At 64.1% G+C, this 26,229-nt stretch carries 29 protein-coding genes and 1 tRNA gene; 10 read left to right on the forward strand and 20 right to left on the reverse strand.

What is annotated here, in order from left to right; all coding sequences use genetic code 11:
- Positions 1-453 carry a peptidylprolyl isomerase gene (locus AC4K8G_RS09455; protein WP_491733897.1) on the reverse strand — a complete coding sequence of 151 codons (453 nt, stop codon included), beginning with the start codon at positions 451-453 and terminating at the stop codon, positions 1-3.
- Between the two features lie 119 nt (positions 454-572).
- On the opposite strand from AC4K8G_RS09455, the gene mgtE reads away from it, so the two are divergent.
- The 3 genes from mgtE (at position 573) to AC4K8G_RS09470 (ending at position 3,162) form a co-directional block, all read left to right on the forward strand.
- Positions 573-1,982 carry a magnesium transporter gene (mgtE, locus tag AC4K8G_RS09460; RefSeq protein WP_491733898.1) on the forward strand — a complete coding sequence of 470 codons (1,410 nt, stop codon included), beginning with the start codon at positions 573-575 and terminating at the stop codon, positions 1,980-1,982.
- Positions 1,983-2,021: 39 nt separating this feature from the next.
- The gene (locus AC4K8G_RS09465; RefSeq protein ID WP_491733899.1) at positions 2,022-2,420 is read left to right on the forward strand and encodes a DUF1489 family protein; all 399 of its coding nucleotides are present in this window, start codon (positions 2,022-2,024) and stop codon (positions 2,418-2,420) included.
- A gap of 64 nt (positions 2,421-2,484) precedes the next feature.
- Positions 2,485-3,162, forward strand: coding sequence for a CADD family putative folate metabolism protein (locus AC4K8G_RS09470; RefSeq protein WP_491733900.1), 678 nt, complete (start codon positions 2,485-2,487; stop codon positions 3,160-3,162).
- A gap of 1 nt (position 3,163) precedes the next feature.
- Here AC4K8G_RS09470 and AC4K8G_RS09475 read toward each other — a convergent pair whose 3' ends face one another.
- From AC4K8G_RS09475 to dinB, 4 genes are all read right to left on the reverse strand, one after another.
- A complete protein-coding gene (locus AC4K8G_RS09475; protein WP_491733901.1) occupies positions 3,164-3,856 on the reverse strand; it encodes a GIN domain-containing protein in 693 nt (230 codons plus the stop codon).
- Positions 3,857-3,890: 34 nt separating this feature from the next.
- On the reverse strand, positions 3,891-4,622 hold the full coding sequence (locus AC4K8G_RS09480; protein ID WP_491733902.1) for a head GIN domain-containing protein: 732 nt from the start codon (positions 4,620-4,622) through the stop codon (positions 3,891-3,893).
- Between the two features lie 112 nt (positions 4,623-4,734).
- Positions 4,735-5,268, reverse strand: a complete 534-nt coding sequence (locus AC4K8G_RS09485) for a CarD family transcriptional regulator (RefSeq protein ID WP_491733903.1) — start codon at positions 5,266-5,268, stop codon at positions 4,735-4,737.
- 164 nt (positions 5,269-5,432) lie between these two features.
- Positions 5,433-6,548 carry a DNA polymerase IV gene (gene dinB, locus AC4K8G_RS09490; RefSeq protein WP_491733904.1) on the reverse strand — a complete coding sequence of 372 codons (1,116 nt, stop codon included), beginning with the start codon at positions 6,546-6,548 and terminating at the stop codon, positions 5,433-5,435.
- On the opposite strand from dinB, the gene sucC reads away from it, so the two are divergent.
- The 5 genes from sucC (at position 6,547) to AC4K8G_RS09515 (ending at position 11,485) form a co-directional block, all read left to right on the forward strand.
- Positions 6,547-7,752: an ADP-forming succinate--CoA ligase subunit beta gene (gene sucC / locus AC4K8G_RS09495; RefSeq protein WP_491733905.1), complete on the forward strand. Its 1,206-nt coding sequence runs from the start codon at positions 6,547-6,549 to the stop codon at positions 7,750-7,752. The genes dinB and sucC overlap by 2 nt on opposite strands.
- A 15-nt stretch (positions 7,753-7,767) precedes the next feature.
- Positions 7,768-8,514, forward strand: coding sequence for an electron transfer flavoprotein subunit beta/FixA family protein (locus tag AC4K8G_RS09500; protein WP_491733906.1), 747 nt, complete (start codon positions 7,768-7,770; stop codon positions 8,512-8,514).
- Positions 8,511-9,434 (forward strand): electron transfer flavoprotein subunit alpha/FixB family protein, encoded by a 924-nt coding sequence (locus tag AC4K8G_RS09505; protein ID WP_491733907.1) that lies wholly within the window; start codon positions 8,511-8,513, stop codon positions 9,432-9,434. The genes AC4K8G_RS09500 and AC4K8G_RS09505 overlap by 4 nt, the downstream gene beginning before the upstream one ends.
- A gap of 56 nt (positions 9,435-9,490) precedes the next feature.
- Entirely contained in the window at positions 9,491-10,405 is a 915-nt protein-coding gene (locus AC4K8G_RS09510; RefSeq protein ID WP_491733908.1) for an energy transducer TonB, read from the forward strand.
- Between the two features lie 81 nt (positions 10,406-10,486).
- Positions 10,487-11,485: a UDP-glucuronic acid decarboxylase family protein gene (locus tag AC4K8G_RS09515; RefSeq protein WP_491733909.1), complete on the forward strand. Its 999-nt coding sequence runs from the start codon at positions 10,487-10,489 to the stop codon at positions 11,483-11,485.
- A 7-nt stretch (positions 11,486-11,492) separates the two neighbouring features.
- On the opposite strand, the gene AC4K8G_RS09520 is transcribed toward AC4K8G_RS09515, so the two are convergent.
- The 10 genes from AC4K8G_RS09520 to AC4K8G_RS09565 form a co-directional block, all read right to left on the reverse strand.
- Positions 11,493-11,568, reverse strand: a tRNA-Phe gene (locus AC4K8G_RS09520).
- A gap of 41 nt (positions 11,569-11,609) precedes the next feature.
- Positions 11,610-11,792: a DNA gyrase inhibitor YacG gene (locus tag AC4K8G_RS09525; protein WP_491733910.1), complete on the reverse strand. Its 183-nt coding sequence runs from the start codon at positions 11,790-11,792 to the stop codon at positions 11,610-11,612.
- Positions 11,776-12,720, reverse strand: a complete 945-nt coding sequence (locus tag AC4K8G_RS09530; protein ID WP_491733911.1) for a ribonuclease — start codon at positions 12,718-12,720, stop codon at positions 11,776-11,778. Before AC4K8G_RS09530 ends, AC4K8G_RS09525 begins: the two co-directional genes overlap by 17 nt.
- A complete protein-coding gene (locus tag AC4K8G_RS09535; protein ID WP_491733912.1) occupies positions 12,707-13,279 on the reverse strand; it encodes a Maf family protein in 573 nt (190 codons plus the stop codon). Before AC4K8G_RS09535 ends, AC4K8G_RS09530 begins: the two co-directional genes overlap by 14 nt.
- A 9-nt stretch (positions 13,280-13,288) precedes the next feature.
- Positions 13,289-13,540, reverse strand: coding sequence for a translation initiation factor IF-1 (gene infA, locus AC4K8G_RS09540; RefSeq protein WP_168067748.1), 252 nt, complete (start codon positions 13,538-13,540; stop codon positions 13,289-13,291).
- A gap of 73 nt (positions 13,541-13,613) precedes the next feature.
- A complete protein-coding gene (locus AC4K8G_RS09545) occupies positions 13,614-14,585 on the reverse strand; it encodes a quinone oxidoreductase family protein (RefSeq protein WP_491733913.1) in 972 nt (323 codons plus the stop codon).
- Positions 14,586-14,676: 91 nt separating this feature from the next.
- Complete coding sequence (locus tag AC4K8G_RS09550; protein ID WP_491733914.1) at positions 14,677-16,800, reverse strand: sodium-translocating pyrophosphatase; 2,124 nt, start codon at positions 16,798-16,800, stop codon at positions 14,677-14,679.
- A gap of 166 nt (positions 16,801-16,966) precedes the next feature.
- On the reverse strand, positions 16,967-17,944 hold the full coding sequence (gene thiL / locus AC4K8G_RS09555; RefSeq protein ID WP_491734447.1) for a thiamine-phosphate kinase: 978 nt from the start codon (positions 17,942-17,944) through the stop codon (positions 16,967-16,969).
- On the reverse strand, positions 17,941-18,390 hold the full coding sequence (nusB, locus tag AC4K8G_RS09560) for a transcription antitermination factor NusB (RefSeq protein ID WP_491733915.1): 450 nt from the start codon (positions 18,388-18,390) through the stop codon (positions 17,941-17,943). The genes thiL and nusB overlap by 4 nt, the downstream gene beginning before the upstream one ends.
- A gap of 41 nt (positions 18,391-18,431) precedes the next feature.
- Complete coding sequence (locus tag AC4K8G_RS09565) at positions 18,432-19,328, reverse strand: pirin family protein (RefSeq protein WP_491733916.1); 897 nt, start codon at positions 19,326-19,328, stop codon at positions 18,432-18,434.
- 265 nt (positions 19,329-19,593) lie between these two features.
- Here AC4K8G_RS09565 and AC4K8G_RS09570 point away from each other — a divergent pair, with 265 nt between their 5' ends.
- Positions 19,594-22,647: an autotransporter outer membrane beta-barrel domain-containing protein gene (locus AC4K8G_RS09570; protein ID WP_491733917.1), complete on the forward strand. Its 3,054-nt coding sequence runs from the start codon at positions 19,594-19,596 to the stop codon at positions 22,645-22,647.
- A gap of 31 nt (positions 22,648-22,678) precedes the next feature.
- On the opposite strand, the gene AC4K8G_RS09575 is transcribed toward AC4K8G_RS09570, so the two are convergent.
- On the reverse strand, positions 22,679-22,963 hold the full coding sequence (locus tag AC4K8G_RS09575; RefSeq protein ID WP_491733918.1) for a BolA family protein: 285 nt from the start codon (positions 22,961-22,963) through the stop codon (positions 22,679-22,681).
- A gap of 43 nt (positions 22,964-23,006) precedes the next feature.
- Here AC4K8G_RS09575 and AC4K8G_RS09580 point away from each other — a divergent pair, with 43 nt between their 5' ends.
- Positions 23,007-23,558 (forward strand): DnaJ domain-containing protein, encoded by a 552-nt coding sequence (locus tag AC4K8G_RS09580; RefSeq protein WP_491733919.1) that lies wholly within the window; start codon positions 23,007-23,009, stop codon positions 23,556-23,558.
- On the opposite strand, the gene AC4K8G_RS09585 is transcribed toward AC4K8G_RS09580, so the two are convergent.
- From AC4K8G_RS09585 to AC4K8G_RS09600, 4 genes are read right to left on the reverse strand one after another with little or no spacing between them, the layout of a single operon-like run.
- Positions 23,555-24,202, reverse strand: coding sequence for a glutathione S-transferase family protein (locus tag AC4K8G_RS09585; RefSeq protein WP_491733920.1), 648 nt, complete (start codon positions 24,200-24,202; stop codon positions 23,555-23,557). The two genes, AC4K8G_RS09580 and AC4K8G_RS09585, sit on opposite strands and share 4 nt — an antisense overlap.
- Complete coding sequence (locus AC4K8G_RS09590) at positions 24,199-24,870, reverse strand: dihydrofolate reductase family protein (protein ID WP_491733921.1); 672 nt, start codon at positions 24,868-24,870, stop codon at positions 24,199-24,201. Before AC4K8G_RS09590 ends, AC4K8G_RS09585 begins: the two co-directional genes overlap by 4 nt.
- On the reverse strand, positions 24,863-25,360 hold the full coding sequence (locus AC4K8G_RS09595) for a VOC family protein (RefSeq protein WP_491733922.1): 498 nt from the start codon (positions 25,358-25,360) through the stop codon (positions 24,863-24,865). The genes AC4K8G_RS09590 and AC4K8G_RS09595 overlap by 8 nt, the downstream gene beginning before the upstream one ends.
- A gap of 10 nt (positions 25,361-25,370) precedes the next feature.
- The gene (locus AC4K8G_RS09600; RefSeq protein WP_491733923.1) at positions 25,371-26,207 is read right to left on the reverse strand and encodes a VOC family protein; all 837 of its coding nucleotides are present in this window, start codon (positions 26,205-26,207) and stop codon (positions 25,371-25,373) included.
- Between the last annotated feature and the right edge of the window lie 22 nt (positions 26,208-26,229).

Below are 26,229 nucleotides of genomic sequence, written 5' to 3' on the forward strand. Positions count from 1 at the left end.
TCAGGAAACCGTCGCCTTGACGATCTTGCCCGGTTCGCGCGGCGGTTCGCCGACCGGGAGGGCATCGACATATTCCATGCCGCTCTCGACCTGCCCCCAGACCGTATATTGGCCATCGAGGAAGCCAGCGTCGCCAAAGCAGATGAAGAACTGGCTGTTGGCGCTGTCCGGGTTGGGCGTGCGCGCCATCGATGCCGTTCCACGCACATGCGGCTCCCGGCTGAACTCGGCCTTGAGGTCAGGCAGGTCGGATCCGCTCGTGCCGGTCCCGCTCGGATCGCCGCCCTGCGCCATGAAGCCTGGAATCACGCGGTGGAACACGACGCCATCGTAAAAGCCGCTGTTGGCGAGTTCGGTGATGCGCTGAACGTGACCCGGCGCAAGGTCAGGGCGAAGCTTGATGACGACGTCGCCACCACTCGAAAGGCTAAGGGTCAGGCGGTCGTCGGCCATCATTCACTCCATCGGACAAAGGGTAGAAAGTGCGCGATTTAGGAGCCTAACAGTGGTTGCGCCAGAGCGGCCCCGACCATAGGAGGGCGCGACCGGGTCCAAACGAGAGGGAAGCGCGAATGAGCGAGAGCGAGCACATCGCCGCCGCGCCCCCGGTCGAATCCGATGCGATCGACGATGAGGACCAGCTTCGTCCCGAGTTCGTCGAAAAGGTCCTCGACGCGGTTGACGAAGGGGACGACGAGACCGCGCGCAAGCTGGTCGCGCCGCTGCATCCTGCCGACGTCGCCGACCTGATCGAGGCCGCGGCGCGCGACGAGCGCGAAGGGCTGGTCAAGGCGCTCGCCGGAATCGTCGACGCCGACGTGCTCGCGGAAATGAACGACTTCGTCCGCGAAGGCCTGCTCGACGAGATGGAGCCGCAGCAGGTCGCGGACATCGCGGGCCAGCTCGATACGGACGATGCGGTCGCGCTGATCGAGGACCTCGATCGTGACGAGCAGCAGGCGGTCCTCCAGCGCATGGAACCCGACGACCGCGCCGCGGTCGAGGAAGCGCTCAGCTATCCGGAGGAATCCGCCGGTCGCCTGATGCAGCGCGAGCTGTGCGCGGTGCCCGAGCATTGGAAGGTCGGCGAGGTGATCGATTACCTGCGCTCGACCGACGATTTGCCCACCGACTTCTGGGAAGTGTTCGTGGTCAACGCATCGCACCACCCGGTCGGCACGTGCAAATTGTCGACCATCCTGCGCATGCCGCGCAGTACCCCGGTGACCGAGATCATGGCGCGCGAGCAGACCCTGATCCCGGTCGACATGGACCAGGAAGACGTCGCGCTTCGCTTCCAGAAATACGCGTTGGTGTCTGCCGCTGTCGTCGACGACGAGGAGCGGCTGGTCGGCATGATAACCGTCGATGACGTGGTCCACATCATCCAGGAAGAAGCGGGCGAGGACGTCCTGCTGCTCGCCGGCGTCGGCGACGAAGGCGACATCAACGAACCCGTGCGCCTGACCGTCCGCCGGCGTTTGTTTTGGCTCGTCATCAATCTTGGGACGGCGATCGTCGCCGCCAGCGTGGTCAGCCTGTTTCAGGGCGAGATCGGGAAATACGCGGTTCTCGCCGTGCTCATGCCGATCGTTGCGGGGATGGGCGGCAATGCCGGTACGCAGACGTTGGCCGTCGCCGTTCGCGCGCTGGCCACCAACCAGCTGACCGAATCGAATACGTTGCGCGCATTTGGCCGCGAACTGACCATCGCGCTTGCGAACGGAATCTCGCTTGGGGTTCTGATCGGTGCGGGCGTGGCCCTGATCTTCCATAACCCGCTGCTCGGCGCGGTCATGGGGGCGGCCATGGTGATCAACAACCTCGCCGCCGGCCTGGGCGGGATCCTGGTCCCCGTAACCCTCGACCGCTTCCGCATCGACCCCGCGGTGTCGTCCGCGGTGTTCGTGACGACGATCACCGACGTGACCGGGTTCTTCAGCTTTCTCGGGCTCGCCTCACTGGTCGGGCTCGGCCGCTAAGCGCTTGAAACGGCTGCGCAAGCGCGCCAGATCGGTGCCATGCCGCTTCACCTGACCAAGGTCGCTTACAGCTGCGCGAGCCTCGAGACCCTTGAGCGTCGAGTCGAGCGCTGGTCCGAGAATGGCGAGCTTCGAGTGCCCACCCGAATGCGCCCCAAGCGCGCGGACGAATGTATCGGCGGCAAGCTCCACTACATCCTGAAGCATCGCATCGTTGCTCGGGTGGAAATCCTCCGCTTCGAGGAGCGGCGCGATGGCCGGATCGACATCGTTTGCTCCAACCAGCTGGAACTGGTCTCGCCGGTGCCCAGGCGCGCGCACCAGGGTTGGCGCTACCTCGAGGATAAGGACGCGCCGACCGGCGATGAGGACGGCACCGGCCTCGGAACGCTCCCGACGCGGCTCTACGGCAAGCTTGCGTCGCTCGCCCTCGTTTAGGTCGCCTTGCCGACGGTCGGGCGCTTGATTATCGCGGCACCAACAACTCAGCAGGAGCAAGCTCATGTCCATCGTCAACGTTTCCACGGCAATTGACACGAAGGTCGCCGAGCGCGCGATGCTGAAGCACCCGTTTTACCAAGCGTGGACCGAGGGCCGCCTGCCGCTCGACACGCTCCGCGCTTATGCCCGCCAATACTTCCATCATGTCGAGGCCTTTCCGCGGGCGGTGAGCGCGGTGCACTCGGCGTGCCCCGATCGCGACGGGCGCCGAATGCTCGCGGAAAACCTGGCTGAGGAAGAGGGCATCGAAGCGGGCAAGCAGGACCATGCAAGCCTGTGGCTGATGTTCGCCTGCGGTCTCGGAGAGAATGAAGCCGAGGTTCGCGGTCAACAGCTCAATGCCGAGACCCAGGCGCTGATCGACACGTTTCGTAAGCTCTCACGCCAGTCTTACGCGGCGGGTCTTGGCGCGCTTTACGCGTATGAAAGCCAGTTCCCGGGCGTCGCATCGGCCAAGATCGAAGGGCTCGTCGACCGCTACGGGATCAGCGACGAGGAGACGCTGCGGTTCTTCCGCGTCCACGAAACTGCCGACGTCGAGCACAGCTCGGTCTGCCGGGCGTTGCTCGATCAGCTGCCGGCCAAGGAGAAGGCTGAAGCGGTTACTGCGGGCGAGGAGCTCGCCGCCGCGCTGTGGAACTTCCTGTCCGGCGTCGAAGCCCGCGAGAGGGTGAACTAAGCTATTTGCAGCCGCTGACGCTGGCCGATCCGTTCGCCCGCAGGGTGCAGGCGGGCCGACCGCCAAGCGTAATCGACACCGGCCCGTTGGCGTCCACCGTGGCGGTGTTCGTCGCGTTGGCCTTGATCGTCGCTGCGCCTTCGGCGCCGATGGTTGCGTCCTTGGAGGACAGCCCGGATGCGTCGAGGCTGGAAATCCCGCGCACGATTGCCGTCACTTTGTCGCTGCGCCCGGCAAGAACCGCGCTCGAGGTGCCGACGACACTGACGTTCAGTTGATCGACATCGACCCGGCTGACGCCGATCGATCCCGAACCCTGGGTTGAAAGATCGAAGGACAGGCCTTCGATCCGGTTGATCGCCAATGTCCCGGCGCCGCTCAGCCAGGCCGACCGCAAGTCGTGCGTTCCGATGCTAATCTCTACCGGCCCACTGTCCTGTCCGGGATAGCCGCCCCACGACGACAAATTGCCATGAACGACGAGGGTATCGCCCCGCACATCGATCGCGATCCGATCCAGGGCGGCGGCCGAGCCCGACGCACGGGCATAAGGAGCGACGCCGGTCGTCAGGACGACCTTATAGGGTCCCTCGATCCGAACCTTCTCGAAGCTGGTGATACCGAAATTGCGATTGGCCGCTCCCACTGGGGCGGCGATCGAGAGAAGCAGGGCGGCGGTTAGGAAGGTGCGCATCTGCTCACCTTCCTACCTCATGGTTAAGGCCGGTTTAAGAGCAGCTGACGTTGCCCGAACCGGCCTTGCTTACGGTGCACTTGGCGCCGCCACTCACATTGACGTTGCCGGAACCCATGATGTCGACCGCGGCGGTGGAGGTCGCGTTGGCCTTCACGCTTCCCGATCCGGCGATGCTGACCTTCGCCTGTGTGGCACTGACGCCCGCGGCATCGATGCCGCCCGAGCCCGCGATTTCATACTCGGCGACCTCCGCTTTGCCGGTGCCGGTTTTGATCCCGCCGGAGCCGCCAATGGACAGCTTCAGCGATTTCACCTCGGTGGTGTCGAGCTGCAGGCCGCCCGAGCCCGCGATGGTCCCCTCGAACGAATCACCGGCCACCTTGTCGACCTTGATTCCGCCCGATCCGGCGATGGTCGCCCCGCTAAGCTCGGGGACGGTGACGATGAATTTCGCCTTGCCGTTGTGATGCCAGCCCATGTTGAACCAGCTGTTATGCTCTTCGGGGTGGATCGAGAGTGTGTCGCCCTTCACTTCGACCACCGTCCGTTCGAGCAGCTTTTCAGATCCGTTGGCGGCGACGGTCGGGTTGGCGCCGGTGCGGACCTCGACGTCGTAAGGACCGGCCACTTCGATCTGCTTGAAGGAACCGACCTGATAGTTGCGGGCCACGGTCGGTCCGGCTCCCTCACGATTGCCATGGCTGCACGCGGTCAACACCGCGGCGAGCGCGCCGATGCCGACGGTTGCTAGGATCTTGCGCATGGTTCCTCCTGTCATACTGTATTAGCTGAGCAATACAGATAGAGATCTAGTGCGGCAAGTTAAAAAAAAGGGCGCCCGGAGGCGCCCTTTCGAACTGCATTAGCGTGGAAGCTTATGCGGGTTCCTTGGTCTTGTGATGGATCGTCGCAGCCTTGTTCAGGATGTCGAGGATCTTGGCGAGCGCCGACTTCTCGTCGGTCTGCTCCATGGCGCCAAGCTCGCGCGCCAGGCGCGACGAGGCGGCTTCGAAAATCTGGCGCTCCGAATAGCTCTGCTCGGGCGCATCGTCCGGGCGGAACAGGTCGCGGGTCACTTCGGCGATCGAGGTGAGGTCGCCCGAGTTGATCTTCGCTTCATATTCCTGAGCGCGGCGCGACCACATGGTGCGCTTGACCTTGGGCTTACCCTTCAGCGTCTCGAGCGCGTCCTTCATCGTCTTGTCGGACGAAAGCTTGCGCATGCCGACCGAGTCCGCCTTGTTCACCGGCACGCGGAGGGTCATCTTCTCTTTCTCGAAGCGAAGGACATAAAGGTCCAGGCGGGTGCCGGCGATTTCGGTGCTTTGAAGCTCAACGACGCGGCCCACACCATGCTTGGGGTAAACAACATAATCGCCAACGTCGAAGCTAAGCGCCTTACTAGCCATTGCTAACCTTTCCAGTTGCGGCAGCGGAGCGGACACATTTACGTCGTCCCCCAAAACGACCAGCGGTCGTGGCTCCATGCCTATTTCGTGGCTTCCTTAGAAGTTAAGGCCGCAGCTGAATCGCTGACGGCCCCTCATGTGACAGTTGTATAACAGAACTTACTTCAAATTGCGAGTCCGAGTTGGACCGGCTCGCTCTGCTCTTCTTCGGATAGATTATGAAGGCCGAGGCCGAGCAGTCGGATTCCCTTGGGAAGCGGGTGGAGGGCCGAGAGCAAACTTTGCCCTGTGGCAATAAATGCCGGCAAATCCGGCACCGGCGCCGTGAAGCTCTTCGACCGCGTGATAATGGTGAAATCTGCGTACTTCACCTTTAGCGTCACGGTTCTTCCCGCGACGTCCGCGCGCCTGATTCGGTCCCAGGCATAGCCGGCCACGCGCTCCAGCTCGGCCGCTAGGCGGTCCGGATCGCGCAAATCCTCATCAAAGGTCCGCTCGGCGCTCACCGACTTGTATGGCCGATCAGGCCTCACCTCGCGCTCGTCGATCCCCCGGCAAATACGCCAGTACCACTCGGCCGAGCTCCCGAACTTCGCCTGGAGTGCGGGAATGCTCCACTCCCGAAGGTCGGCCCCGGTGTGGATGCCGAGCCGCTCCATCTTGCGCGCCGTCACCGGCCCGACGCCATGGAAACGGGCAACCGGCAACGAGGCGACGAAGTCGGGCCCTTTCTCCGGCGTGATCACGCACAATCCGTCGGGTTTTCGATGGTCGGAGGCGAGCTTGGCGATGAACTTGCAGTAGCTGACGCCGGCCGACGCGGTGAGCTGGCACTCCTCGCGGATCCGCCTCCTGATGTCCTCGGCGATCGCCCGCGCGCTGCCGAGGTCAAGGCGGTCTTCGGTGACGTCGAGATAGGCTTCGTCCAGGCTCAGCGGCTCGACGAGGTCGGTATAGCTGAAGAAGATTTGTCGGATTTGTTGGCTGACGGCGCGGTAGACGTCGAACCGCGGCTTGACGAATATAAGTTCAGGACAGCGTCGCTTGGCCGTGACGGAAGGGAGGGCCGAGCGCACCCCGAATGGCCGCGCTTCATAACTCGCTGCGGTGACGACCCCGCGGTGCCCGCCGCCGACCGCGACCGGCTTGCCCCGAAGGCTCGGATCGTCGCGCTGCTCCACCGACGCGTAGAATGCGTCCATGTCGACATGGATGATCTTGCGGGTGGGGCGGTCGGCGCTTTGCATCACGAGCCGGTTCTGATTAAGGCCCGCGGCCATGAACATCCACGAATATCAGGCGAAAGAATTGCTCGCCAAGTATGGCGTCCCGGTCCCCGCGGGCCATGCGGCGATGAGCGTCGAGGAAGCGGTCGAGGCAGCCAAGCAGCTTCCCGGGCCGCTTTGGGTCGTGAAGGCGCAGATCCACGCCGGCGGCCGCGGCAAGGGCAAGTTCAAGGAACTGGGCGAGGGCGCCAAGGGCGGTGTTCGGCTGGCTCATTCGATCGACGAAGTCCGCGAGAATGCGGCGGAGATGCTCGGCAAGACCCTGGTGACGGTCCAGACGGGGCCGCATGGCAAACAGGTCCAGCGGCTTTACATCACCGACGGCGTCGACATCGCCAAGGAATTCTACCTGGCCTTGCTGGTCGACCGTGAGACCGGCCGCATCGCCATCGTCGCCTCGACCGAGGGCGGCATGGACATCGAGGCAGTCGCGCACGACACGCCCGAGAAGATCCAGACCATCACGATCGATCCCGCCACCGGGCTGATGCCGCATCATGGCCGCGAAGTCGCCGCTGCGCTGGGCCTATCGGGCGACCTCGCCAAGCAGGCAAGCAAGGTCCTCGCCAAGCTGTACGATGCCTTCATCGGCACCGACGCGTCGCAGATCGAGATCAACCCCCTGGCCGTGACTGACAAGGGTCAGGTGATGGTCCTCGATGCCAAGGTCGGCTTCGACAACAACGCCGAGTTCCGCCATCCGGATCTCGAGGAGCTTCGCGACCTCACCGAGGAAAATCCCGCGGAGATCGAGGCGTCCAACTACGACCTCGCCTACATCAAGCTCGACGGGAACATCGGCTGCATGGTGAACGGCGCCGGCCTTGCCATGGCAACGATGGACATCATCAAGCTGGAAGGCGGCGAACCGGCCAACTTCCTCGATGTCGGTGGCGGCGCGAACAAGGAAAAGGTCACCGCGGCGTTCAAGATCATCTTGTCCGACCCGTCGGTGAAGGGCATCCTCGTGAACATCTTCGGCGGAATCATGCGCTGCGACATCATCGCCGATGGCATTGTCGCCGCCGCGCGCGAGGTGCAGCTAAGCGTGCCGCTGGTCGTCCGCCTCGAAGGCACCAACGTCCAGCAGGGCAAGGACATCCTCGCCAATTCGGGCCTGCCAATCATCGCCGCCAACGACCTTGGCGACGCCGCAAAGAAGATCGTTGGCGAAGTGCACGCCACCGTCGCCGCTTAATCCTGGAGTGATGCAATGAAGCTGCTGGTCGCCGTCAAGCGGGTGATCGATTACAACGTGAAGCCGCGGGTCAAGATGGACGGCTCCGGGGTCGATCTCGCCAACGTCAAAATGTCGATGAACCCGTTCGACGAGATCGCGGTCGAGGAAGCCATTCGCCTCAAGGAAAAGGGCGTCGCGACGGAGATCGTCGCGGTGTCGATCGGGCCGGCCAAGGCGCAAGAGACGCTTCGCACTGCGCTTGCGATGGGCGCCGACCGGGCGATCCTGGTCCAGACCGAGGAAGAGGTCGAGCCGCTCGCCGTTGCCAAGATCCTCGCCAAGATTGCGGAACAGGAGCAGCCGCAACTGGTCGTGCTCGGCAAGCAGGCGATCGACGACGACAACAACGCCACGGGGCAGATGCTCGCGGCGCTTCTGGACTGGCCGCAGGGCACTTTCGCCTCGAAGGTCGAGGTCGCTGGCGAGGCTACCGTAACCCGCGAAGTCGACGGCGGTTTGGAGACGGTGAAGCTCAAGCTCCCGGCAGTGGTCACGACCGACCTTCGCCTCAATGAACCGCGCTACGCCTCGCTTCCGAACATCATGAAGGCCAAGTCGAAGCCGCTCGAGACCAAGTCGCCCGGCGATTACGGCGTCGATGTCGCGCGCCGGCTTGAAACGCTGAAGGTCGTCGAGCCGGCGAAGCGCCAGGCTGGCATCAAGGTCGGATCGGTCGACGAGCTGGTCGATCGCCTCAAAGGTCTGGGGATTGCGAAATGAGTGTGCTCGTTCTCGTTGAACATGACGGTAAGGCGATCAAGGACGCGACCCTCGCGACCGTGACGGCCGCGGCCCAGCTCGGCGAAGTCCATGCCCTGGTTGCTGGCAGCGATGAGGTCGCGCAGGCGGCGGCGAAAATCGCCGGTGTGGCGAAGGTTCATGTCGCAAGCTCGCCGTCGCTCGACCACCAGCTTCCCGAAGCGGTCGCGCCTATAGTGGCGAAGCTGATGGAGGGTCATGACGCGTTCGTCGCGCCGGCGACCACCACCGGCAAGAATATCGCGCCGCGCGTCGCCGCGCTGCTCGATGTCATGCAAATCAGCGACATCCTGTCGGTCGAGGACGCCGACACGTTCACCCGGCCGATCTACGCCGGGAATGCGATTGCGACGGTGAAATCCAAGGACAAGAAAAAGGTCATCACGGTTCGTGCGACCGCGTTCGAAAAGGCGGCGCGCGACGGCGGCAGCGGCTCGGTCGAGAAGATCGACGCGGCCGGCGATCCTGGCAGCAGCAGCTTCGTTGGGCTTGAGGCTTCCGAGAGCGCGCGTCCTGAGCTCACCAGCGCCAAAGTCATCGTCTCGGGCGGCCGGGCGTTCGGCAGCTCCGACCAGTTCCATTCGCTTCTTGACCCGCTTGCCGACAAGCTCGGCGCCGCCGTCGGCGCAAGCCGCGCCGCGGTCGACGCGGGCTATGCTCCCAACGATTACCAGGTCGGCCAGACGGGCAAGATCGTTGCTCCCGAAGTCTATGTCGCGATCGGCATCTCGGGAGCGATCCAGCACCTCGCCGGAATGAAGGATTCGAAGGTCATCGTCGCGATCAACAAGGACGAGGAAGCGCCGATCTTTCAGGTCGCGGACATCGGCCTGGTCGGCGACCTGTTCAAGATCGTCCCGGAGCTGACCGAAAAGCTCTAGGCTGGACGCTGAGTTGAACCGAGCATAGCTTCTCCGGGCTCGGGTTCGGAGGTGCCATGCGTACGAACTCAATCATTGGGCTTTTAGCGGCGACCCCTCTGCTTGTCGGCGCGGCGGAGCCGCTGCGGCTGGGAGCGACAAGCCCTTGGGTGCTCGACTATGCGGCCGACAGCTGCAAGCTGAGCAGGCAGTTCGGGACAGATAAAAATATTACCGTGCTTCAATTCGAAAGCACGGCGCCCGGCGAGCTGAGCATGCTTGTCATCGGCAAATCCGTTCGGACCACGTTTGGAGCAGTTCCCGCCAAATTCCTGCCGTTGCAGGACAAGGGAATCATGGGGGAGCCTCAAACAGCCACGGACAACCAACCGGCCGTCCTTTGGACACAGATGTTCTTGTTGCCGCTGTCGTTTCTTGAACGGCTCGGCGACAAAGCCTCAGCTCAGAAGCTGGACCCGGCCATCCGGCCGCCTGCAACCAACCCTGATGACCGCGCCGCAGAACGTGCCACTCGGCAGGCATTTGTCCAGGCCGTGAAGGAAGTAGAGATCGATGTTCGCCGCAATCGTCCCCTGATCCTCGAGACCGGTTCGCTTGGGGAGGCGATCAAGATGTTCGACAAATGCAGCCGGGATTCGCTCCGGGACTGGGGAGTTGACCCCGACGTTGAAGATCAGATCGTACGACCAGTGTGGGCGCCGAACCCACATAGCTGGTTCTCGGCGAGCGACTACCCGCTCAAAATGGGGCGGAACGGAGAGGAATCCGAGGTCAGGGTTCGCCTGCTGGTTGATAGCGCCGGCAACGCTACCAAATGCACCAGTCTCAGCCATTATGATGAGCCGATCTTCAACACGACCGTGTGCGACATCTTCATGAAACGGGCGAAGTTTGAGCCGGCGGAGCTCGCGGACGGAACGAAGGTTCCCAGCTATTACATCAACACCATAGTCTTTCAGCTGCCCCGGTAGCTCATAGCCAGCCTACTAGGCGATGGAACGCATCCTGCTTCAAAGCGCTTCGCACGCTGGGAGAATTGGGAGTCGGCTGTGATGCGTTCAACGAAGGTGGCCCTCGTGACCGGGGGTGCCGGATTTATTGGCTCGCACCTATGCGATCGGTTGCTCGGCGAGGGCGGCCGGGTGATTTGTCTCGACAATTTTCAGACCGGGCGGATCGAAAACGTTCGTCACAATCGCCAGAGCCGGCGCTTCGAACTGGTCGAACATGACGTGATCGACGACCTGCCGCATTGGCTGCGCGGATCGGGCCTGACGCATATCTATCACCTCGCCAGCGCGGCCTCGCCGCCGCATTACCAGGCCGATCCCGAGCATACGATGCTGACCAACGTGGTCGGTACGCGCAATGCTTTACGCCTGGCCGAGGCGACCGGCGCACGCCTGCTGCTGACATCGACGAGCGAGGTCTATGGCGACCCGGAGGTTCATCCGCAGGCCGAGGATTATCGAGGCTCGGTCAACTGCACCGGTCCCCGGGCTTGCTACGACGAGGGCAAGCGCGCCGCCGAAGCGCTCGCGTTCGACTTCCTCCGCCTTGGCCGTGCCGATGTCCGCGTCGCGCGCATCTTCAACACCTACGGGCCGCGTATGCGTTGCGACGACGGCCGGGTCGTGTCCAACGTGATCTGCCAGGCGCTCTCGGGCCAAGACATCACGATCTACGGCGACGGCACGCAGACCCGCTGTTTCGGCTATGTCGACGATACTGTCGAAGGCCTGCTGCGGCTGATGGACAGCGACAGCGCCGCCGGCCTGCCGGTTAACCTGGGTGACCCGCAAGAAATGACGGTGCGCGAGCTGGCGGTGATGATCGTCGGTCTGTCGGGCGCCCGCGCAAGCATCGTCGAGCAACCGTTGCCCGAAGACGATCCACGCCGCCGCAGGCCCGACATCAGCCGCGCAATCGAGTTGCTCGACTGGCAGCCGAAAATGCCGCTGGAGGAGGGCCTCAAAACCACGATCGACTATTTTCGCGCCGAGCTCGCAGCGGGCGTCCGGACGGAAGAGCTGGTCGTCGCCGCAGAATGAAGAGGAATGGTGCCCAGGGACGGGATCGAACCGCCGACACCGTGATTTTCAGTCACGTGCTCTACCAACTGAGCTACCTGGGCGCGCTTGGCAGAGGGCGAAGCCCTCGCGGCGAACGGCTCCCCTAATCGTCGCCCTCGCCGCTGTCCACCCTGTCGGGCGCGGCGGCTGGACCGGGAATGCGATAGCCTTCGCCGAGCCATTTCAGGAGGTCGCGGTCCTTGCACCGCGGGCCGCAGAACGGCGCATTGTCCGCATGCTCTGGCTTGCCGCAGATCGGGCAGCTTTTGTCAGATCGGTTCGGCATATCCACCGGACATGGGAATGGCGGGATCGGCCCGCAACCCGACCGCGCCGCCAACCTGGCGCGCCAACGCCTCGGTCCACTCGCGTTTTCGTTCGAGCACCGCAATCACGGCAGGATGTGTGGCCAGGCGCAGTGCGCCCGGCCCCTCGGCCGCGGCCCGTCGCAGCAGCGCGCGCGCTTCGAACGCAGCACGATCCTGCGCCAACTCGATGAGCGACGCGCGTTGGCGCGGCCGCACGATCTGGATGAAGCCGAAGCCGTTTACGGCCGTGCGCTCGAAAGGCTGCGGTAGGAGCCCGTCGACCGCAGCTGCTGCGCCTTGGCGACCGTCCTTGCCACTTGTAGGCAGGTCGATGCCGATCGAGCCATTAATGTCGAGACGGCGGATCGCCTTGGCCGCTTCGGCCGCGCCGAGGACCGCAAGCTCGTCGGGCGCCAGGAATCCGTCGACGTCGATCAGGGTCATTGCAGGCGTGGCGGAGATGCGAAGCTCACCGCCGGCGAAGGTGATGGCGCCGGTCCTCGCTTCGTCGATCAGATCATCCCAACCCTCGATCCGGCCTTCACGCGCACCGAGGCGCTCGGCCAGCGGCGCGAGGTCGACCGGTGCCTTGTCCGTCACTCGCCCAAGCGGCCGTTTCCATGGTTCACCACCCGGAATGGCCTCACGCGTTACTTCGACTGCCAAGGTTGCACCCTGGGTCGATCCCCCCGCGCCGCGCGGCAAAAGATATTCGGTCCCACCCTCACTGACAGCGATTGCATTGCGACCGTTGGTGCCGGTGTTGACCAGCCGCACCGCCCTCACGGTTCCAGCGGGCCGCACGCGATCGAGCTCGATTCGTGCTTCGATGATCTCGCCGCCTTCCACCAGCGCGGCGCGGGTTTCGCCAATCCCGCGCTCGATGAGCCATTCAGGCGATGTCATACCCAGCGCTCTTCAGCAGCACCCGAGTTTCGGCAAGCGGCAGTCCGACGACGTTGGAATAGCTGCCGGCAATATGGCGCACGTAGACCTCGCCATAGCCCTGGAGCGCATAGCCGCCCGCCTTGCCCCGCCATTCACCATGGCTCGCGTAATAGTCGATCTCTTCGTCGCTCAGGCGCTTCATCGCGATCATCGTCTCAACGATCCGTTCGCGGATTCCGCCGCCCGGAATCGCGAGGGCCACCCCGGTGAGCACGCGGTGCCGCCGACCCGACAGCAATCTCATGCAGGCGCGCAAGGTCGCCTCATCCTCGACCTTGGGGAGGATTCGGCGGCCGACAGCGACGACCGTATCGGCGCCAAGCACCAGCGCGTCGGGTTCTCTGGCCGCCACGGCTTGCGCCTTCTCGCGAGCGAGCCGCATCGCATGGTCGCTTGGGCGCTCCCCCCTCGGCACGCTTTCATCGACATCGGCAGGGAGCACGGCGTCCGGCGTGACGCCAATGCGGGCAAGCAGGTCGAGACGGCGCGGGCTCGCCGAGGCGAGGATCAGCCGCATAATACTGGATTAGCCCGTATAGCCGGGCGGGCCTCCGCGGCCGGGCATGAAGCGGTAGGTGATGCGGCCCTTGGTCAAATCATAGGGCGTCAGTTCGACCAGCACTTCGTCGCCGGTGAGGACGCGAATGCGGTTCTTGCGCATCTTGCCTGCGGTATGGCCGAGGATCTCATGGCCGTTCTCGAGCTCGACGCGGAACATCGCATTCGGCAGCAGCTCGACCACCCGTCCGCGCATCTCGAGCAATTCTTCTTTGGCCAAAAGTCTCTCTTCCTCGTGTCAAAAAGTCGCGGAGCCTTACTCTGCGCTCCCGTAAAATGGAAGGCGGGGGCAATTAGATCGTGAGGATGGTCGATCCGGTCGTCTTGCGCGCCTGGAGCTGGCGATGAGCTTCGGCCGCGTCCTTGAGCGCGAACCGCTGCTGGACCTCGATCCTGACCTTGCCCTTGGCAACGACCTCGAACAGCTCTTTCGCGCTGTTCTCGAGCTGCTCGCGCGACGCGACGTAATGGAAGAGCGTCGGCCGGGTGAGGTAGAGCGAACCCTTCTGCGACAGCACCAGTGGCGAAAAGGGCTCGACCGGCCCTGAAGCATTGCCGAAGCTGACCATCAGCCCGCGAACCTTCAGGCAATCCAATGAGCGCATGAACGTATCGCGGCCGACGGAATCATAGACCACCGGCAGCTTCTCGCCGCCGGTGATGCGGTCGACCTCGGCAACGAAGTCCTGCTTGGAATAGACGATCGGATGCGCGCAGCCGTGAGCCTTTGCGAGCTCCGCCTTCTCCTCGGTCCCGACAGTGCCGATCACCGTCGCGCCGAGCGCTGCGGCCCACTGGCACATGATGAGGCCGACGCCGCCAGCGGCGGCATGGACCAGGATCGTATCGCCCTTGGCGACCGGGAAGACGGAGCGGAGCAGCATCTGCGCGGTCATGCCCTGAAGCATCATCGCCGCGGCCTGCTCGGTCGAGATATCCTTGGGAAGCTTCACCACCCGATCGGCGTCGATCAGCCGCTCCTCCGCATAACCGCCGATCGGCCCGGCATACGCGACGCGGTCGCCTTTTTTGACGTTGGTCACGCCCTCGCCGACCGCCTCAACCACGCCTGCGCCCTCGGTGCCGGGCGTGAAGGGCAGGGGCTGCGGGTAAAGTCCCGTGCGGTGGTAGACATCGATGAAATTGAGGCCGGCGGCTTCCTGGCGAAGCCTGATCTGGCCGGGACCGGGATCGCCGACTTCGACTTCTTCCCACTGGAGAACATCGGGCCCGCCGACTTTATGGACTCTGATTGCGTGTGGCATGGGGGCGCTTCAAGCCGCTTGAGCGGCAAAAGAAAAGCCCCGCGCCGATTGAAATCGACACGGGGCTTCCCTTTTCAGCTTATGAGGCGATTTAGCGGGCTGCTCCTCCCGCCAGCGCCGCGAGCAGCAGCAGCGCGACGATGTTGGTGATCTTGATCATCGGATTGACGGCCGGGCCGGCGGTGTCCTTGTAGGGGTCACCGACGGTGTCGCCGGTCACGGCAGCCTTGTGGGCTTCCGATCCCTTGCCGCCGTAATTGCCGTCTTCGATATACTTCTTGGCATTGTCCCATGCGCCGCCGCCCGAGGTCATCGAGATGGCAACGAACAGTCCGGACACGATCACGCCGAGGAGCAGCGCGCCGAGGGCGGCAAAGCCCGACGCCTGACCAGCCACCAGGGTGATCAGGTAATAGACGGCGATCGGCGCCAGCACCGGCAACAGCGACGGGATGATCATTTCCTTGATCGCCGCGCGGGTGACGAGGTCGACCGTCCGGCCGTAGTTCGGGCGGACCTTGCCTTCCATGATTCCGGGGTTGTCGCGGAACTGCGCACGGACGTCCTCGACCACCGATCCGGCGGCGCGGCCGACTGCCGTCATGCCGAAGGCGCCGAAGCTGTACGGCAGCAACGCGCCGATCAGCAGGCCGACGATCACGTACGGGTTGGAGAGCGAGAAATCGACCGCCACATCGGGGAAGAATTGGCGAAGATCGGTGGTGTAGGCGCCAAACAGCACCAGGGCGGCGAGCGCGGCCGAGCCGATCGCATAACCCTTGGTCACCGCCTTGGTAGTGTTGCCGACCGCGTCGAGGGCGTCGGTGCGCGCGCGAACGTCCTCCTCAAGCCCCGCCATTTCGGCGATGCCGCCCGCGTTGTCGGTAACCGGACCGTAGGCATCGAGCGCAACGACCATGCCGGCCATCGCGAGCATCGAGGTCGCACCGAAAGCGACGCCGATGACGCCGGCGAGCTGGTACGCTGCGATGACCGCAATCACGATCACGATCGTCGGCAGCGCCGTCGATTCAAGGCTGATTGCAAGGCCCTGGATGACGTTGGTGCCATGACCGGTCTGCGACGCTCGCGCGATGCTCTGGACCGGGCGGTAGTTGGTGCCGGTGTAATATTCGGTGATCCACACCAGCAGACCGGTAAGGCCGAGGCCAATCAGCATGCAGTAGAACAACTTCATGCCGGTCAGCTGGATCTGGGCATCGCCGACGCCGGGAATCGTCGCGAGGACGGCATTCATGTCGCCGAGCACATACTGGGTCACTGGGTAAGCGAGGATCGCGCCAAGAACGGCCGAGGTCCAGAAGCCCTTGTAGAGCGCGCCCATGATCGTGCCCTTGCCGAGCCGCACCATGTAAGTGCCGATCACGGAAGTCACGATGCACACGCCGCCGATGATGAGCGGAAGGCTCATCAGCTTCATCAGCATGTCGCTGCCTTCGCCGGTGACTGTCAGCGCGACCGACACCATGGTGACGCCGAGCGTCACGACGTAAGTCTCGAACAAGTCGGCCGCCATACCGGCGCAATCGCCGACATTGTCACCGACGTTATCGGCGATCGTCGCGGGATTGCGTGGGTCGTCTTCAGGAATTCCGGCCTCGACCTTGCCGACCAGGTCGGCGCCGACGTCGGCGGCCTTGGTGAAGATGCCGCCGCCGAGACGGGCGAAGATCGAAATGAGCGAAGCGCCGAACGCCAGCGCGACGAGCGCATCGACGACGACGCGGTCATTGGCCGCATGGCCCGCGATCGCGGTCAGGTAGTAGAAGAACACGGAGATCGCGAGCAGCCCGAGGCCAGCGACGAGCATTCCGGTGATCGCCCCCGAGCGGAACGCCATGGTCAGGCCGCCCTGAAGCGAGGTCCGGGCCGCTTCCGCTGTGCGAACATTGGCCTTCACCGACACATTCATTCCGACGAAGCCGGTCGCTCCCGACAGCAGGGCGCCGATCAGGAAGCCGATCGCGGAAACGGGCCCGAGGAAATAATACACCAGGGCCACGACGACCACGCCGACGATGGCGATGGTCCGGTACTGGCGGGCGAGATAAGCCTGCGCGCCTTCCTGGACGGCGCTGGCGATGTCCCGCATCCGCTCATTGCCGGCGGGCGCCTTCAGCACCTGCGCGGTCGTGATGATTCCATAAAGGACGGCAATCAGGCCGCAGATAATGGCGATAATAAGCAGGTTCATGGGTTTTCGCGCTTCCCTGTTCTTATGGCGAAAGGGCGCTGCCCCAGAACGGGTGGCGGCCCCTAAAATCGGCGGCTGTTTAGGGGCGCTTGGCGCGGCTTGCAACCGCGCGAATTGAACGGCTCAGCGAAGCAGTAGAGCGACGACCATGCCCGAAGCGAGCCCGCTAAGGCCGATCAGCCATTGGCGGATCGGATAGTGGCCGATGCTGATCGCTCTTATGCTCAAAACCCAGTCTCTCCGGCAATTCAACCGGAAGGCCTCCGCTGACCACCCCGATGCGCGGCGCGCCGGCAAGAAGCCGTCCTATCCGCGCAATCGTCGTCCCTTGAGGTAAAGAAAGTGTTGCCGGATCGAGCTCCGTAGGAAGCGCGGCAAGGAGCGCGTAATCGTCACCTGCGGTGGCCGCGTACATCCGCGCTTCGAGATCGCCCCCGCGGCTTTCAATGAATCCGTCGGACAGCGGCAGAGCGTCGAAGTTGATCTCGGCCACACAACCACTCGCTTCGGCCATGCGCTGAGCGTCGAGCAGCAATCCATCGGAAACGTCCATCATTGCGTGCGCGTGCGGAGCTATCAGCTCTCCGGCGCCAAGCTGGGGGATCGGTCGCCTGTATATGTCGACCAGCACGCTCGCGGCCTTGGCATCGGCACGAAGCTGGTCGAGGCCGGCGGCCGAATCGCCAAGCGTACCGACCACCCACAGCGCGTCGCCCGCACGGCCGCCGGCGCGCTCGGGCGTGTGAGCGCCGGCCCGCCCGATCGCAGTCATCCCAAGCACGCGGGGGGCGCCGGCTGGGAGCGACACGGTGTCCCCGCCAATCAACGGCAAGGTGTAGCTTTCGCAGGCCGCTTCGACGCCGCTCAGGAACCTTTCCTCCCAGGCGCCGTCGCCGGAAATGGTCAGCGACAGAAGCGCGCCCGTGGGGCTGGCGCCTTTGGCGGCGAGGTCGGAAAGATTCACCGCAACCAGTTTCCAGCCGACGCTGGCAGGCGGATCGAAGGGCAAGAAGTGGACACCCTCTACAATGGTGTCGTGGGTGATCACGAGGCTATCGAGCACCGCGACGTCGTCGAGCAGGCCGCGGGCTTCGGGCGCGCTGGCCATCCGCCGTAACCGTTCGATTACCTCGCGCTCGTTCAGGCGCGAACCTCCTTCGCGATCGCGTCCAGCAGGCCGTTCACAAAGCCGCTTTCGCTCTTGTCGTAGAAGGCGTGCGCGACATCGACATACTCGGAAATCACCGAGCCAACCGGCACGTCCGCGCGAGCCACCAATTCGTAGGCGCCAGCGCGCAAGATCGCCCGCATCGGCCGGTCGAGGCGCTCGAGGCTCCAGCCCGCTGCGAGGCGGTTGCTGATCAGGGCGTCGATCTCTTCGCGCCGCGCTTCAGCGCCGGTCACTATATCGTCGAAGAAGTCGCGCTCGGCCTCGTGATAGCGCTCGTCCTCGATCGTGGCCCCCAGCCGGTGGTCGTGAAACTCCTTGAGCAGGCGCTGGACGGGCGTGCCCTCCATCTCCTGCTGGTAAAGCGCCTGGACCGCGGCGAGGCGCGCGGCGGAACGAAAACGGGAACGGGCCTGGGTCATGCCGCGGACCCACTAGCGCGAGTATGCCGTGAGCGTAACCCTCAGGGATAGCTGACGGTGATGGGCTTCTCCGGAAGCGGGATGAACTCCTGGTCGTCGCCCGGGACGAGCGGAAAGCGCATCGCCTTCCAGTCTTCCTTCGCCTGGTTGATCCGGTCGCGCGACGAGGAAACGAAGTTCCAGAATACGTGGCGGCGCGTCGCGAAAGCTCCGCCTCCGAGCAGCATCAGTCGTCCGCCGGCCTCGCTGGACAGGCGCGCGGCATGTCCCGGTTTCAGTACGTACAGGGTGTAAAGTTCGAGCGGGTCGCCATCGAGCTCGGCCGCTCCACCAACCAGCATGACCCCGCGCTCGTCCGCGTCCGCATCGACCGGGATTGATCCGCCGGGGTCCATCTCGATGTCAGCATAAATGGTCGGTGAATGTTGGGGCGTCGCGGCCGTCGCGCCCCACAATGTTCCCATCAGCACCCGGGCACGTGCCCCGCCGCCTTCGACGATAGGAAGCTGATCGGATGGAACATGATCGAAGGCGGGCGCGATTTCTTCGCGGCCGTCGGGAAGGGCAAGCCAGGTCTGCATCCCATAGAGGCTTGGGCCATCGGGCCGAAGCGATTGGGGAGACCGTTCGGAATGAACGATACCGCTGCCCGCGGTCATCAGGTTGATTGCGCCAGGCTCGATCACGGCATGCGATCCGATGCTGTCGCGATGCTCGATCGCGCCCTCGAACAGGTAAGTGACGGTGGCGAGGTTGATGTGCGGGTGCGGGCGCACGTCCATCCCCTGACCGGTAGGGAGGCGAGCCGGCCCAAACTCATCGACGAAGATGAACGGACCGACCATCGTGCGTTCCCTCGCCGGCAGGGTTCGGCGAACTTTGAACGCCCCGAGATCGTGAGTGACCGGAGCGACCGTAATATCCACGCTTGAATTCATACCCGGCCTTTAGCCCTGCCTCGGGCCTGTTGAAAGCGAGACACACTTCGCTGCTTATTCCAGCGGCTTAACAATCGTTCATCTGGCCTTCAGCCTTTTGGCAGTTTAGGCAAGTTGTTCCCGGGGGTTTGATTTGGGTGCGGAATCGGTCGCATCCTCTCCCGACAGTCACCGCTTTAGCTCCGCCGGGCTCGGACCTGCGGCAGGGCGCGAAGCGCACGCTTGAATCGAGTGGCTCCGCCACTCCAAAGGGGTTTGAATTTTTATGCGCGTGTTTCTTGCTTCGACGGGTCTGGGCGTAGTCCTCGCGCTAACGGCTGCTCCGGCCAACGCGGAGACAGTGATCAGCACGGCGGTAACGACCCCTCAGACGACCGGCGTGTCAGGCGATATCCGCATCAGCAACACCGGATCGATCAAGCTACCCGGCAGCGGCATCGCCGTTACCATCAACAGCAACAATTACGTCAAGAACGAAGGCACGATCGCGTTCAATAACGCGAACGATTCGACCGGGATTCTCGCCAACACCAATCTGACCGGCGACATCACCAACACTGGCACGATCAGCCTGCTCGAAGATTACACGCCGACCGATAGCGACAGTGACGGCGACTTGGACGGAACCTTTGCGCAAGGTTCGAACCGCTTCGGCATCCACGTTCTTAGCGGTGGTACCTACACCGGCAACATCCTCAATACCGGCACTATCACCATCGAGGGCAATCAATCGGCGGCGATCGCGATCGATAGCCCGCTCACCGGCTCGTTGAGCGCGGGCGGAACGATCAATGTTGTGGGTAACGACAGCGTTGGAATCCGGACCGGCGCGGTCAGTGGCGACGTTCGCGTCACCGGTGGATCTATCAGCGTCCTCGGCGGGAACTCGGTTGGCGTATCGATCGGCGGCGACGTTGGCGGCGCGGTTGTTTTACAAGGCGCCATCAGCACGACCGGCTACCGCACCACCACCCCTCTCGACACGTCGAAGCTCGACGCCGACGACCTTCTCCAAGGGGGTTCGGCGGTCGTTATCAGCGGCAATGTCGCTCACGGCGTGCTGTTCGACCTCAAGCCGACGGCCAGCGGCAGCAACACCGACGTCGACGGCGACGGCATCCCGGACGCGCAGGAAGGTTCGTCTGCGATCACGACCTACGGAAAGGCGCCAGCAGTCGTTATTGGTTCCGCCACGCAGGATATCGCGATCGGAGCGGTCCCCTCATCAAACCTCAATAGTGGCGTCGTAAACCGCGGGACGATTTCCGCATTCGGCGTTTACGACGGCATCGGCTCGACCGCGGTTTCGGTCGGCGGGCTCGGTCATGCAGTGACTCTCGCTAACGGCCTCACCAATTTCGGGACGATCACCGCCAAGTCGGGCAGTGCCGATGCAACGGCAATCCATATCGCCGTGGGCACTACATCGCCGCTATTGGTGAACGCGGGAACCATCATCGCCGACGGGGCGGGGGTAGACGGGACCTCGGCGCAGGCCATCTCGATCGATACGGGCGCCAACGTCCAGCAGATCCTCAACTATGGCACCATTGCCGCGACCCGTGAGGGTGAAGGTGGCACCGCCTTCGCCATTGTCGATCGTTCGGGCACGGTGAACACCATCGTCAATCAGGGCGTTATCGGGGTGAGCAACGCTGCCAGCGTTGGCGAGGACGCCACCGCGATCGACGTCCGCAACAACACCACTGGCGTCCTCCTGTGGCAGGGCGTGCCCGGCTCGGGCACCCCGGCAATCGAGGGCAATGTTTACCTCGGCTCCGGCAATGACCTGCTCAGGATCGACGCCGGTCATTTGTTCGGCAACGTCGATTTCGGCGGCGGCACCGACACGGTCCAACTGAACGGCACTTCGGTGCTTCGCGGGTTGCTTCTCCACACGGATGGAGTTGGCGTCACGATCGGCACGGGCGCACTGCTCGACGCGACGAACCTCGGCGTCGTCAACCTGGCGTCACTGACCGCGGCCGACGGATCCAATCTTGGTGTGACAATCGCCAGGGATGGCTTCACGTCTTACAATGTCACTGGCGCTGCCTCGTTCGGCACGGACAGCAAGATCCTCGTGACGCTCGACACCGTCGGCCACGCGACCGGAACCTATCAAATCCTCAATGCTGGCACGCTGACTGGAAGCGCCAACCTTACCGACACGATCGTCACCTTGCCGTTCCTGTTCAACAGTCATCTCACGACTGACGACGCGACGGGCAAGGTGCTTCTCGACGTCGAGCTCAAGGACGCCGGTGAGCTACAGCTCAACCGCTCGGAAACCGCAATCATCGACGCCGCGCTTCAGGCGGCGGACATCGATCGCCCGCTCCGCGCTCTGTTTCTGTCGACTGACAATGCCGCCGACCTCAAGAACACGCTCCAGCAGTTGATGCCCGAGCATGCCGGCGGCGTGTTCGAGACCGCGACCAAGGGCTCGCGCCTCGCGGCCGGCGTGCTCAACGATCCAAAGCCGCTCGGCGGGTTGTGGATGCAGCAGGTCGCCTGGGGCTCCACCAAATCGATCGGCGATACTGCCGCCTATGATCTCGAAGGTTGGGGCGCGACGGCGGGCTACGATATCGGGCTCGGCGCCCTCGGCCGGGTCGGCCTGACCGCCGCCTACCTGTACGGCAAGGATGGCAAGGACGCGAACGAGCTGATCAGCAATCACTATGAAGGCGGTCTATACTGGCGGAAGAGCGTCGGGCCGTTCAACGCCTGGGCGCGCGGCACGGTCGGCACGATCGACTTCAGCAGCACCCGTAACTTCACCGGCAGCACCACGCTCGGCAACTTCACCCGCAGCGCGGACGCCAAGTGGAAGGGCACGCTCTACGCAGCGACCGGCGGTCTTTCCTACGAAGCGCGCATGGGCCGGCTGACGATCCGTCCGAACGCCCGCGTCGAATACTACAAGCTCAACGAAAAGGGCTACACGGAGACCGGCGGCGGCGACGGCTTCGACCTCACCGTGCTCGGTCGCAAGAGTAGCGAGAGTGCGGCGTCGGGCATGCTCACCTTCGGTTACGACCTCATGGGCCTGGAGCCGGATTCGACCTGGATGCGCGTCGAGGCCGAGGTTGGTTACCGCGCTATCTTGGGCGGCTCGATCGGCCACACCAGCGCCTCGTTCAAGGACGGCGACCCGTTCACGCTCTACCCGGAAAAGCGCAAGAGCGGATTGAACGGCGCGGCGCGCCTTCTCGCCGGCGGTCAGACCATGTCGGTGGTTGGCGAAGTCGACGCCGAGGAGCAGCGCGACAAGGCGTCGCTCGGTGCCCGTCTCGGCGTGAACTTCGCGCTCTAAGCGAAACCCGGGGCGGCGCGGCGCGCCGCCCTCATTCTCCCGGCGCGGACGCTCTGATTGAAAGCGCGTGAACGCGCTCGCGCATCAGGTCACCGAGCGCCGCATAGACCAGCCGCTGGCGCTCGACGCGGCTCTTGCCGGCGAAGGTCGCGCTCACGATTGTCAGGCTGAAATGGCTCTCGCCGGCAGGGTTGTAGCCGCCATGGCCGCGATGAGCCTCGCTGTCGTCATTGAGCTCGATCCGCGTCGGCGAAAGCGATGAATTGAGCCGGCGCAGCATTTCGGCCGCGACCGGTCCGGTTTCAGGAGCGTTCATTGCCCTTATATAGAGGGGTTCAATGGCGTCGAAACAAGCAAGAATGCACGGACGGGTGGAGGGCGCGCAGGCGAATTGCGCCGTCCCGGGATGCGCCGCGCCCGGCGAATTCAAGGCGCCGCTGCAGCCCGCGAACTTCGATGGCCCTGGCGCCTGGCGCTTCCTCTGCCTGGACCATGTCCGCGAGCACAATGCCCGGTACAACTTCTTCGACGGGATGAGCCCCGACGAGATCCAGGACGCGCAGGGGCCGCTCGCCGGCTGGGAGCGCCCGAGCCGCAAGTTTGCGGCTAACGGCGCCGATCCGCCCCCCGCGTGGAGCGACTTCGCCGACCCACTCGACGCGATCTCGGGGCGGTTCGGGCGCAGGCGCGACCCTGCCTCGACCTCGCGGTTCAGCAAGAATGAGCGCCGGGCGCTGTCCGTGCTCGGGCTTGGCGAGGACGCCGACCGCAACCAGCTGCGCAAGCGCTATTCCGGCCTGGTTCGCCGCTATCACCCGGACAAGAACGGCGGCGATCGCAGCCATGAGGGGCGTCTCGGCGAAGTCATCGAAGCCTATCAGCTCCTGCGGAAGTCCGCGGCCTTCGCTTAATCCCGGTCGGGTGCGCCGAGCGGGAAATAGTGGCGATAGGGACGGCCCTCGTCCACGGCCCGGGCAACGATCGGGTGGGCGAGCAGGCGCTCGCGATAGGCTTTGAGCCGCGGCCGCGCGTTGCCAATTTCTTCGACCCAGTCGGCATAGAATAAAGACGGAGCCGCGGCGCAGTCGGCCATCGTGAACGTGTCGCCGACAGCCCAGGTCTCGCCCAGATATTGCTCGAGCCAATCGTAGGCGACATGAAGCCGCTCGCGCGCCTTCTGCTCGCCGTAGGCATCGGCCTGGCCTTCCGGCCGAAGCTTGTTGGCGACCGGATTGTTCATGTTGGTCATGACGTACAGGTCGAAGAAGCGGTCGAAGAACCGCACCCGCAGCCCTTCGTCACCGTCGGGGATCCAGCGGTTCGGCCCCGGATGATGCTCCTGCAGATATTCGATGATGATCGACGTCTCGAACAGCGCGCGATCGCCATCGACGATCAGCGGAAACAGCCCGAACGGCGAATGCCGCTTCAGTTCGGCCGCATTGTCCGGATCCTCCACCATTCGATAGTCGAATGGCGTTTCATTGGCCCACAGGGCGATCAGGACTTTTTGCGTGTAGGACGAGAAGGGGTGGCCGAAGAATTGGATCGTCACCAGCTGCCCTCCGCGATTGCTTTCTGCCGTTTTTGCTCGGTCGCGTTGGCTTCAACCGGCGGGCTCGATCCCACCGCGACCCCCAGCTCGGGCACGAAGCTCGCAACCGCGGTGCCCTTCGACGTCATCCGGCCGCTTTCAAGCCGCAAGGTCGCGGACGGAGTACCGGCGGCGAACAGGCGCTTCCCCTTTCCGAGCACAAGCGGGTAGGTCAGCACCGTTAGTCGGTCGAGCATGCCGCGCTCGAGGAGCCCAGGGTACAGCGTGCTGCTGCCCCAAATCTGCAGGTCTGGTCCCTCGCTGGCCCGGATCGCGGCAAGCTCGTCGAAGCCCGACACCCGGCGGCTGTTCGCCCATTCCAGCGGGGCGTCGGAATGGGTCATCACGAACTTTTCGGCCGCGTTGAAATCCTTCGCAATCTTGCCATTCTCGTCATCGCTCTCCTGGTAGGGCCAGTAAGAAGAGAAGATGTCGTACGTCCGCCGGCCGAGGAGGAGCGCGTAGGGCGGGTGCAGACTCCCGCCGATCGCCTCGCCCGCCTCCTCGTCGCGGAAGCCGAACTGCCAGCCGCCGAGGTCGAACCCGTCGGTCGGATCCTCGCTAGGGCCGCCGGGCGCCTGCATGACGCCGTCGAGGGTCTGGAATACCGTGCCGACGATCCTACGCATCGGCGGTTTCCCCGGCGATCGCAGCCTCAATCCTCGCAACGTCGATCTTGCCCATGTTCATCATCGCTTCGAACACGCGCTTGGCGACCGCGGGGTCAGGGTTGGTGTTGCCCTCCAGGAGGACGCGCGGCGTGATCTGCCACGAAAACCCCCAGCGGTCCTTGCACCAGCCGCACGCACTCTCCTCGCCGCCGTTTTGAGTGATGGCGTTCCAGTAGCGGTCGGTCTCCTGCTGATCTTCCGTCACCACCATGAAGCTGACGGCTTCGTTCGGCTTGAAATTGGGTCCGCCGTTGAGGCCGACGAACGCGCGATCGAGGACGGTGAATTCCACGGTCAACTCGTCGCCCTGCTGGCCGTCGGGGAAATCGCCTGGCGCTCGCATCGCGTCGCCGACATGGCTGTCGGGAAACACCGACGCATAGAATTCAGCGGCCTTGCGCGCCTCGCCTTTGTCGAACCACAGGCAGGTGGTGAGCTTGTTGGTCATGCTTGCCTCCTTACTTGCGCGGGCCGACGAGGCCGAACGCTGCGCCCTGAGGGTCCATCGCGTTGAGCGCATATTCGCCGCCGGGAATTTGATTGGGGCCGTTGGTAATTGTGCCGCCGCCGGATTTTACGGCCTCGATCGCCCGGTCGATGTCGTCGACGCCGATATAATAAGACCACATGCTGACCGGGATTTGCTCCGGCTTGCGCATCACTGCGCCGATGCCGACGCCATTGGCCTGCATGAACTTGTAATCGCCCATTTCGCCCATCGGCATCGCGCCTTCCTGCGTCCAGCCGAACTGGTTGCGATAGAAGTCGATGGCGCCATCCTGGTCGGTGGTCGAAAGTTCGTTCCAGCGAATGTGCTGCGGCTGGTCGACCGAGAAGACGTCACTTTGGGCGTTGGGATCGCCGGCCGGCGGGATCGGCTTCATGATGTAGAAGGGCGCGCCGGAAGGGTCGGCGACCATCGCGATACGGCCGACATTGTCGATGTCGGTCGCGGGCATCAGGGTCTTGCCGCCCGCCTGCTCAATCGAGCCGATCGCCGTATCGACATCGTCGACGCCGATGTAGCCGAGCCAGGTCGGGCGGGCGCCGTGCTGCTTCATCTCGTCCGTGAGGGTCAGCACGCCGCCAGCGAAGCCGCCGTCGCTTCGGCCGATCATTCGATAGCCTTGGTATTCCGCCACGGGCTCGCCGAAGTTCCAGCCCACGACCTTGTCGTAAAAGGCCTTCGACGCTTCGGCGTCAGGGGTCATCAGCTCGTACCAGACATGGTGGCCGCGGGGGGATTTGCCGCCCTCGTCGTTGGCGGCCTGCGGTGCGTCGCGAACGTCGCTCATCGTCAATCTCCTTGGTTGGTCG

This window comes from Sphingomonas sp. SP3, assembly GCF_058514305.1.

Bases quoted from the DNA above. Each gene is read 5' to 3' on its own strand.
- AC4K8G_RS09480 (WP_491733902.1), bottom strand. From the start codon at position 4,622: ATGCGCAAGATCCTAGCAACCGTCGGCATCGGCGCGCTCGCCGCGGTG.
- AC4K8G_RS09600 (WP_491733923.1), bottom strand. From the start codon at position 26,207: ATGAGCGACGTTCGCGACGCACCGCAGGCCGCCAACGACGAGGGCGGC.
- AC4K8G_RS09500 (WP_491733906.1), top strand. From the start codon at position 7,768: ATGAAGCTGCTGGTCGCCGTCAAGCGGGTGATCGATTACAACGTGAAG.
- AC4K8G_RS09510 (WP_491733908.1), top strand. From the start codon at position 9,491: ATGCGTACGAACTCAATCATTGGGCTTTTAGCGGCGACCCCTCTGCTT.
- AC4K8G_RS09485 (WP_491733903.1), bottom strand. From the start codon at position 5,268: ATGGCTAGTAAGGCGCTTAGCTTCGACGTTGGCGATTATGTTGTTTAC.
- sucC (WP_491733905.1), top strand. From the start codon at position 6,547: ATGAACATCCACGAATATCAGGCGAAAGAATTGCTCGCCAAGTATGGC.
- AC4K8G_RS09465 (WP_491733899.1), top strand. From the start codon at position 2,022: ATGCCGCTTCACCTGACCAAGGTCGCTTACAGCTGCGCGAGCCTCGAG.
- AC4K8G_RS09570 (WP_491733917.1), top strand. From the start codon at position 19,594: ATGCGCGTGTTTCTTGCTTCGACGGGTCTGGGCGTAGTCCTCGCGCTA.
- dinB (WP_491733904.1), bottom strand. From the start codon at position 6,548: ATGGCCGCGGGCCTTAATCAGAACCGGCTCGTGATGCAAAGCGCCGAC.
- AC4K8G_RS09580 (WP_491733919.1), top strand. From the start codon at position 23,007: ATGCACGGACGGGTGGAGGGCGCGCAGGCGAATTGCGCCGTCCCGGGA.
- AC4K8G_RS09475 (WP_491733901.1), bottom strand. From the start codon at position 3,856: ATGCGCACCTTCCTAACCGCCGCCCTGCTTCTCTCGATCGCCGCCCCA.
- AC4K8G_RS09535 (WP_491733912.1), bottom strand. From the start codon at position 13,279: ATGCGGCTGATCCTCGCCTCGGCGAGCCCGCGCCGTCTCGACCTGCTT.
- AC4K8G_RS09550 (WP_491733914.1), bottom strand. From the start codon at position 16,800: ATGAACCTGCTTATTATCGCCATTATCTGCGGCCTGATTGCCGTCCTT.
- AC4K8G_RS09525 (WP_491733910.1), bottom strand. From the start codon at position 11,792: ATGCCGAACCGATCTGACAAAAGCTGCCCGATCTGCGGCAAGCCAGAG.
- AC4K8G_RS09515 (WP_491733909.1), top strand. From the start codon at position 10,487: ATGCGTTCAACGAAGGTGGCCCTCGTGACCGGGGGTGCCGGATTTATT.
- nusB (WP_491733915.1), bottom strand. From the start codon at position 18,390: ATGACCCAGGCCCGTTCCCGTTTTCGTTCCGCCGCGCGCCTCGCCGCG.
- AC4K8G_RS09530 (WP_491733911.1), bottom strand. From the start codon at position 12,720: ATGACATCGCCTGAATGGCTCATCGAGCGCGGGATTGGCGAAACCCGC.
- AC4K8G_RS09470 (WP_491733900.1), top strand. From the start codon at position 2,485: ATGTCCATCGTCAACGTTTCCACGGCAATTGACACGAAGGTCGCCGAG.
- AC4K8G_RS09505 (WP_491733907.1), top strand. From the start codon at position 8,511: ATGAGTGTGCTCGTTCTCGTTGAACATGACGGTAAGGCGATCAAGGAC.
- mgtE (WP_491733898.1), top strand. From the start codon at position 573: ATGAGCGAGAGCGAGCACATCGCCGCCGCGCCCCCGGTCGAATCCGAT.
- AC4K8G_RS09545 (WP_491733913.1), bottom strand. From the start codon at position 14,585: ATGCCACACGCAATCAGAGTCCATAAAGTCGGCGGGCCCGATGTTCTC.
- AC4K8G_RS09455 (WP_491733897.1), bottom strand. From the start codon at position 453: ATGGCCGACGACCGCCTGACCCTTAGCCTTTCGAGTGGTGGCGACGTC.
- AC4K8G_RS09575 (WP_491733918.1), bottom strand. From the start codon at position 22,963: ATGAACGCTCCTGAAACCGGACCGGTCGCGGCCGAAATGCTGCGCCGG.
- AC4K8G_RS09565 (WP_491733916.1), bottom strand. From the start codon at position 19,328: ATGAATTCAAGCGTGGATATTACGGTCGCTCCGGTCACTCACGATCTC.
- AC4K8G_RS09595 (WP_491733922.1), bottom strand. From the start codon at position 25,360: ATGACCAACAAGCTCACCACCTGCCTGTGGTTCGACAAAGGCGAGGCG.
- AC4K8G_RS09590 (WP_491733921.1), bottom strand. From the start codon at position 24,870: ATGCGTAGGATCGTCGGCACGGTATTCCAGACCCTCGACGGCGTCATG.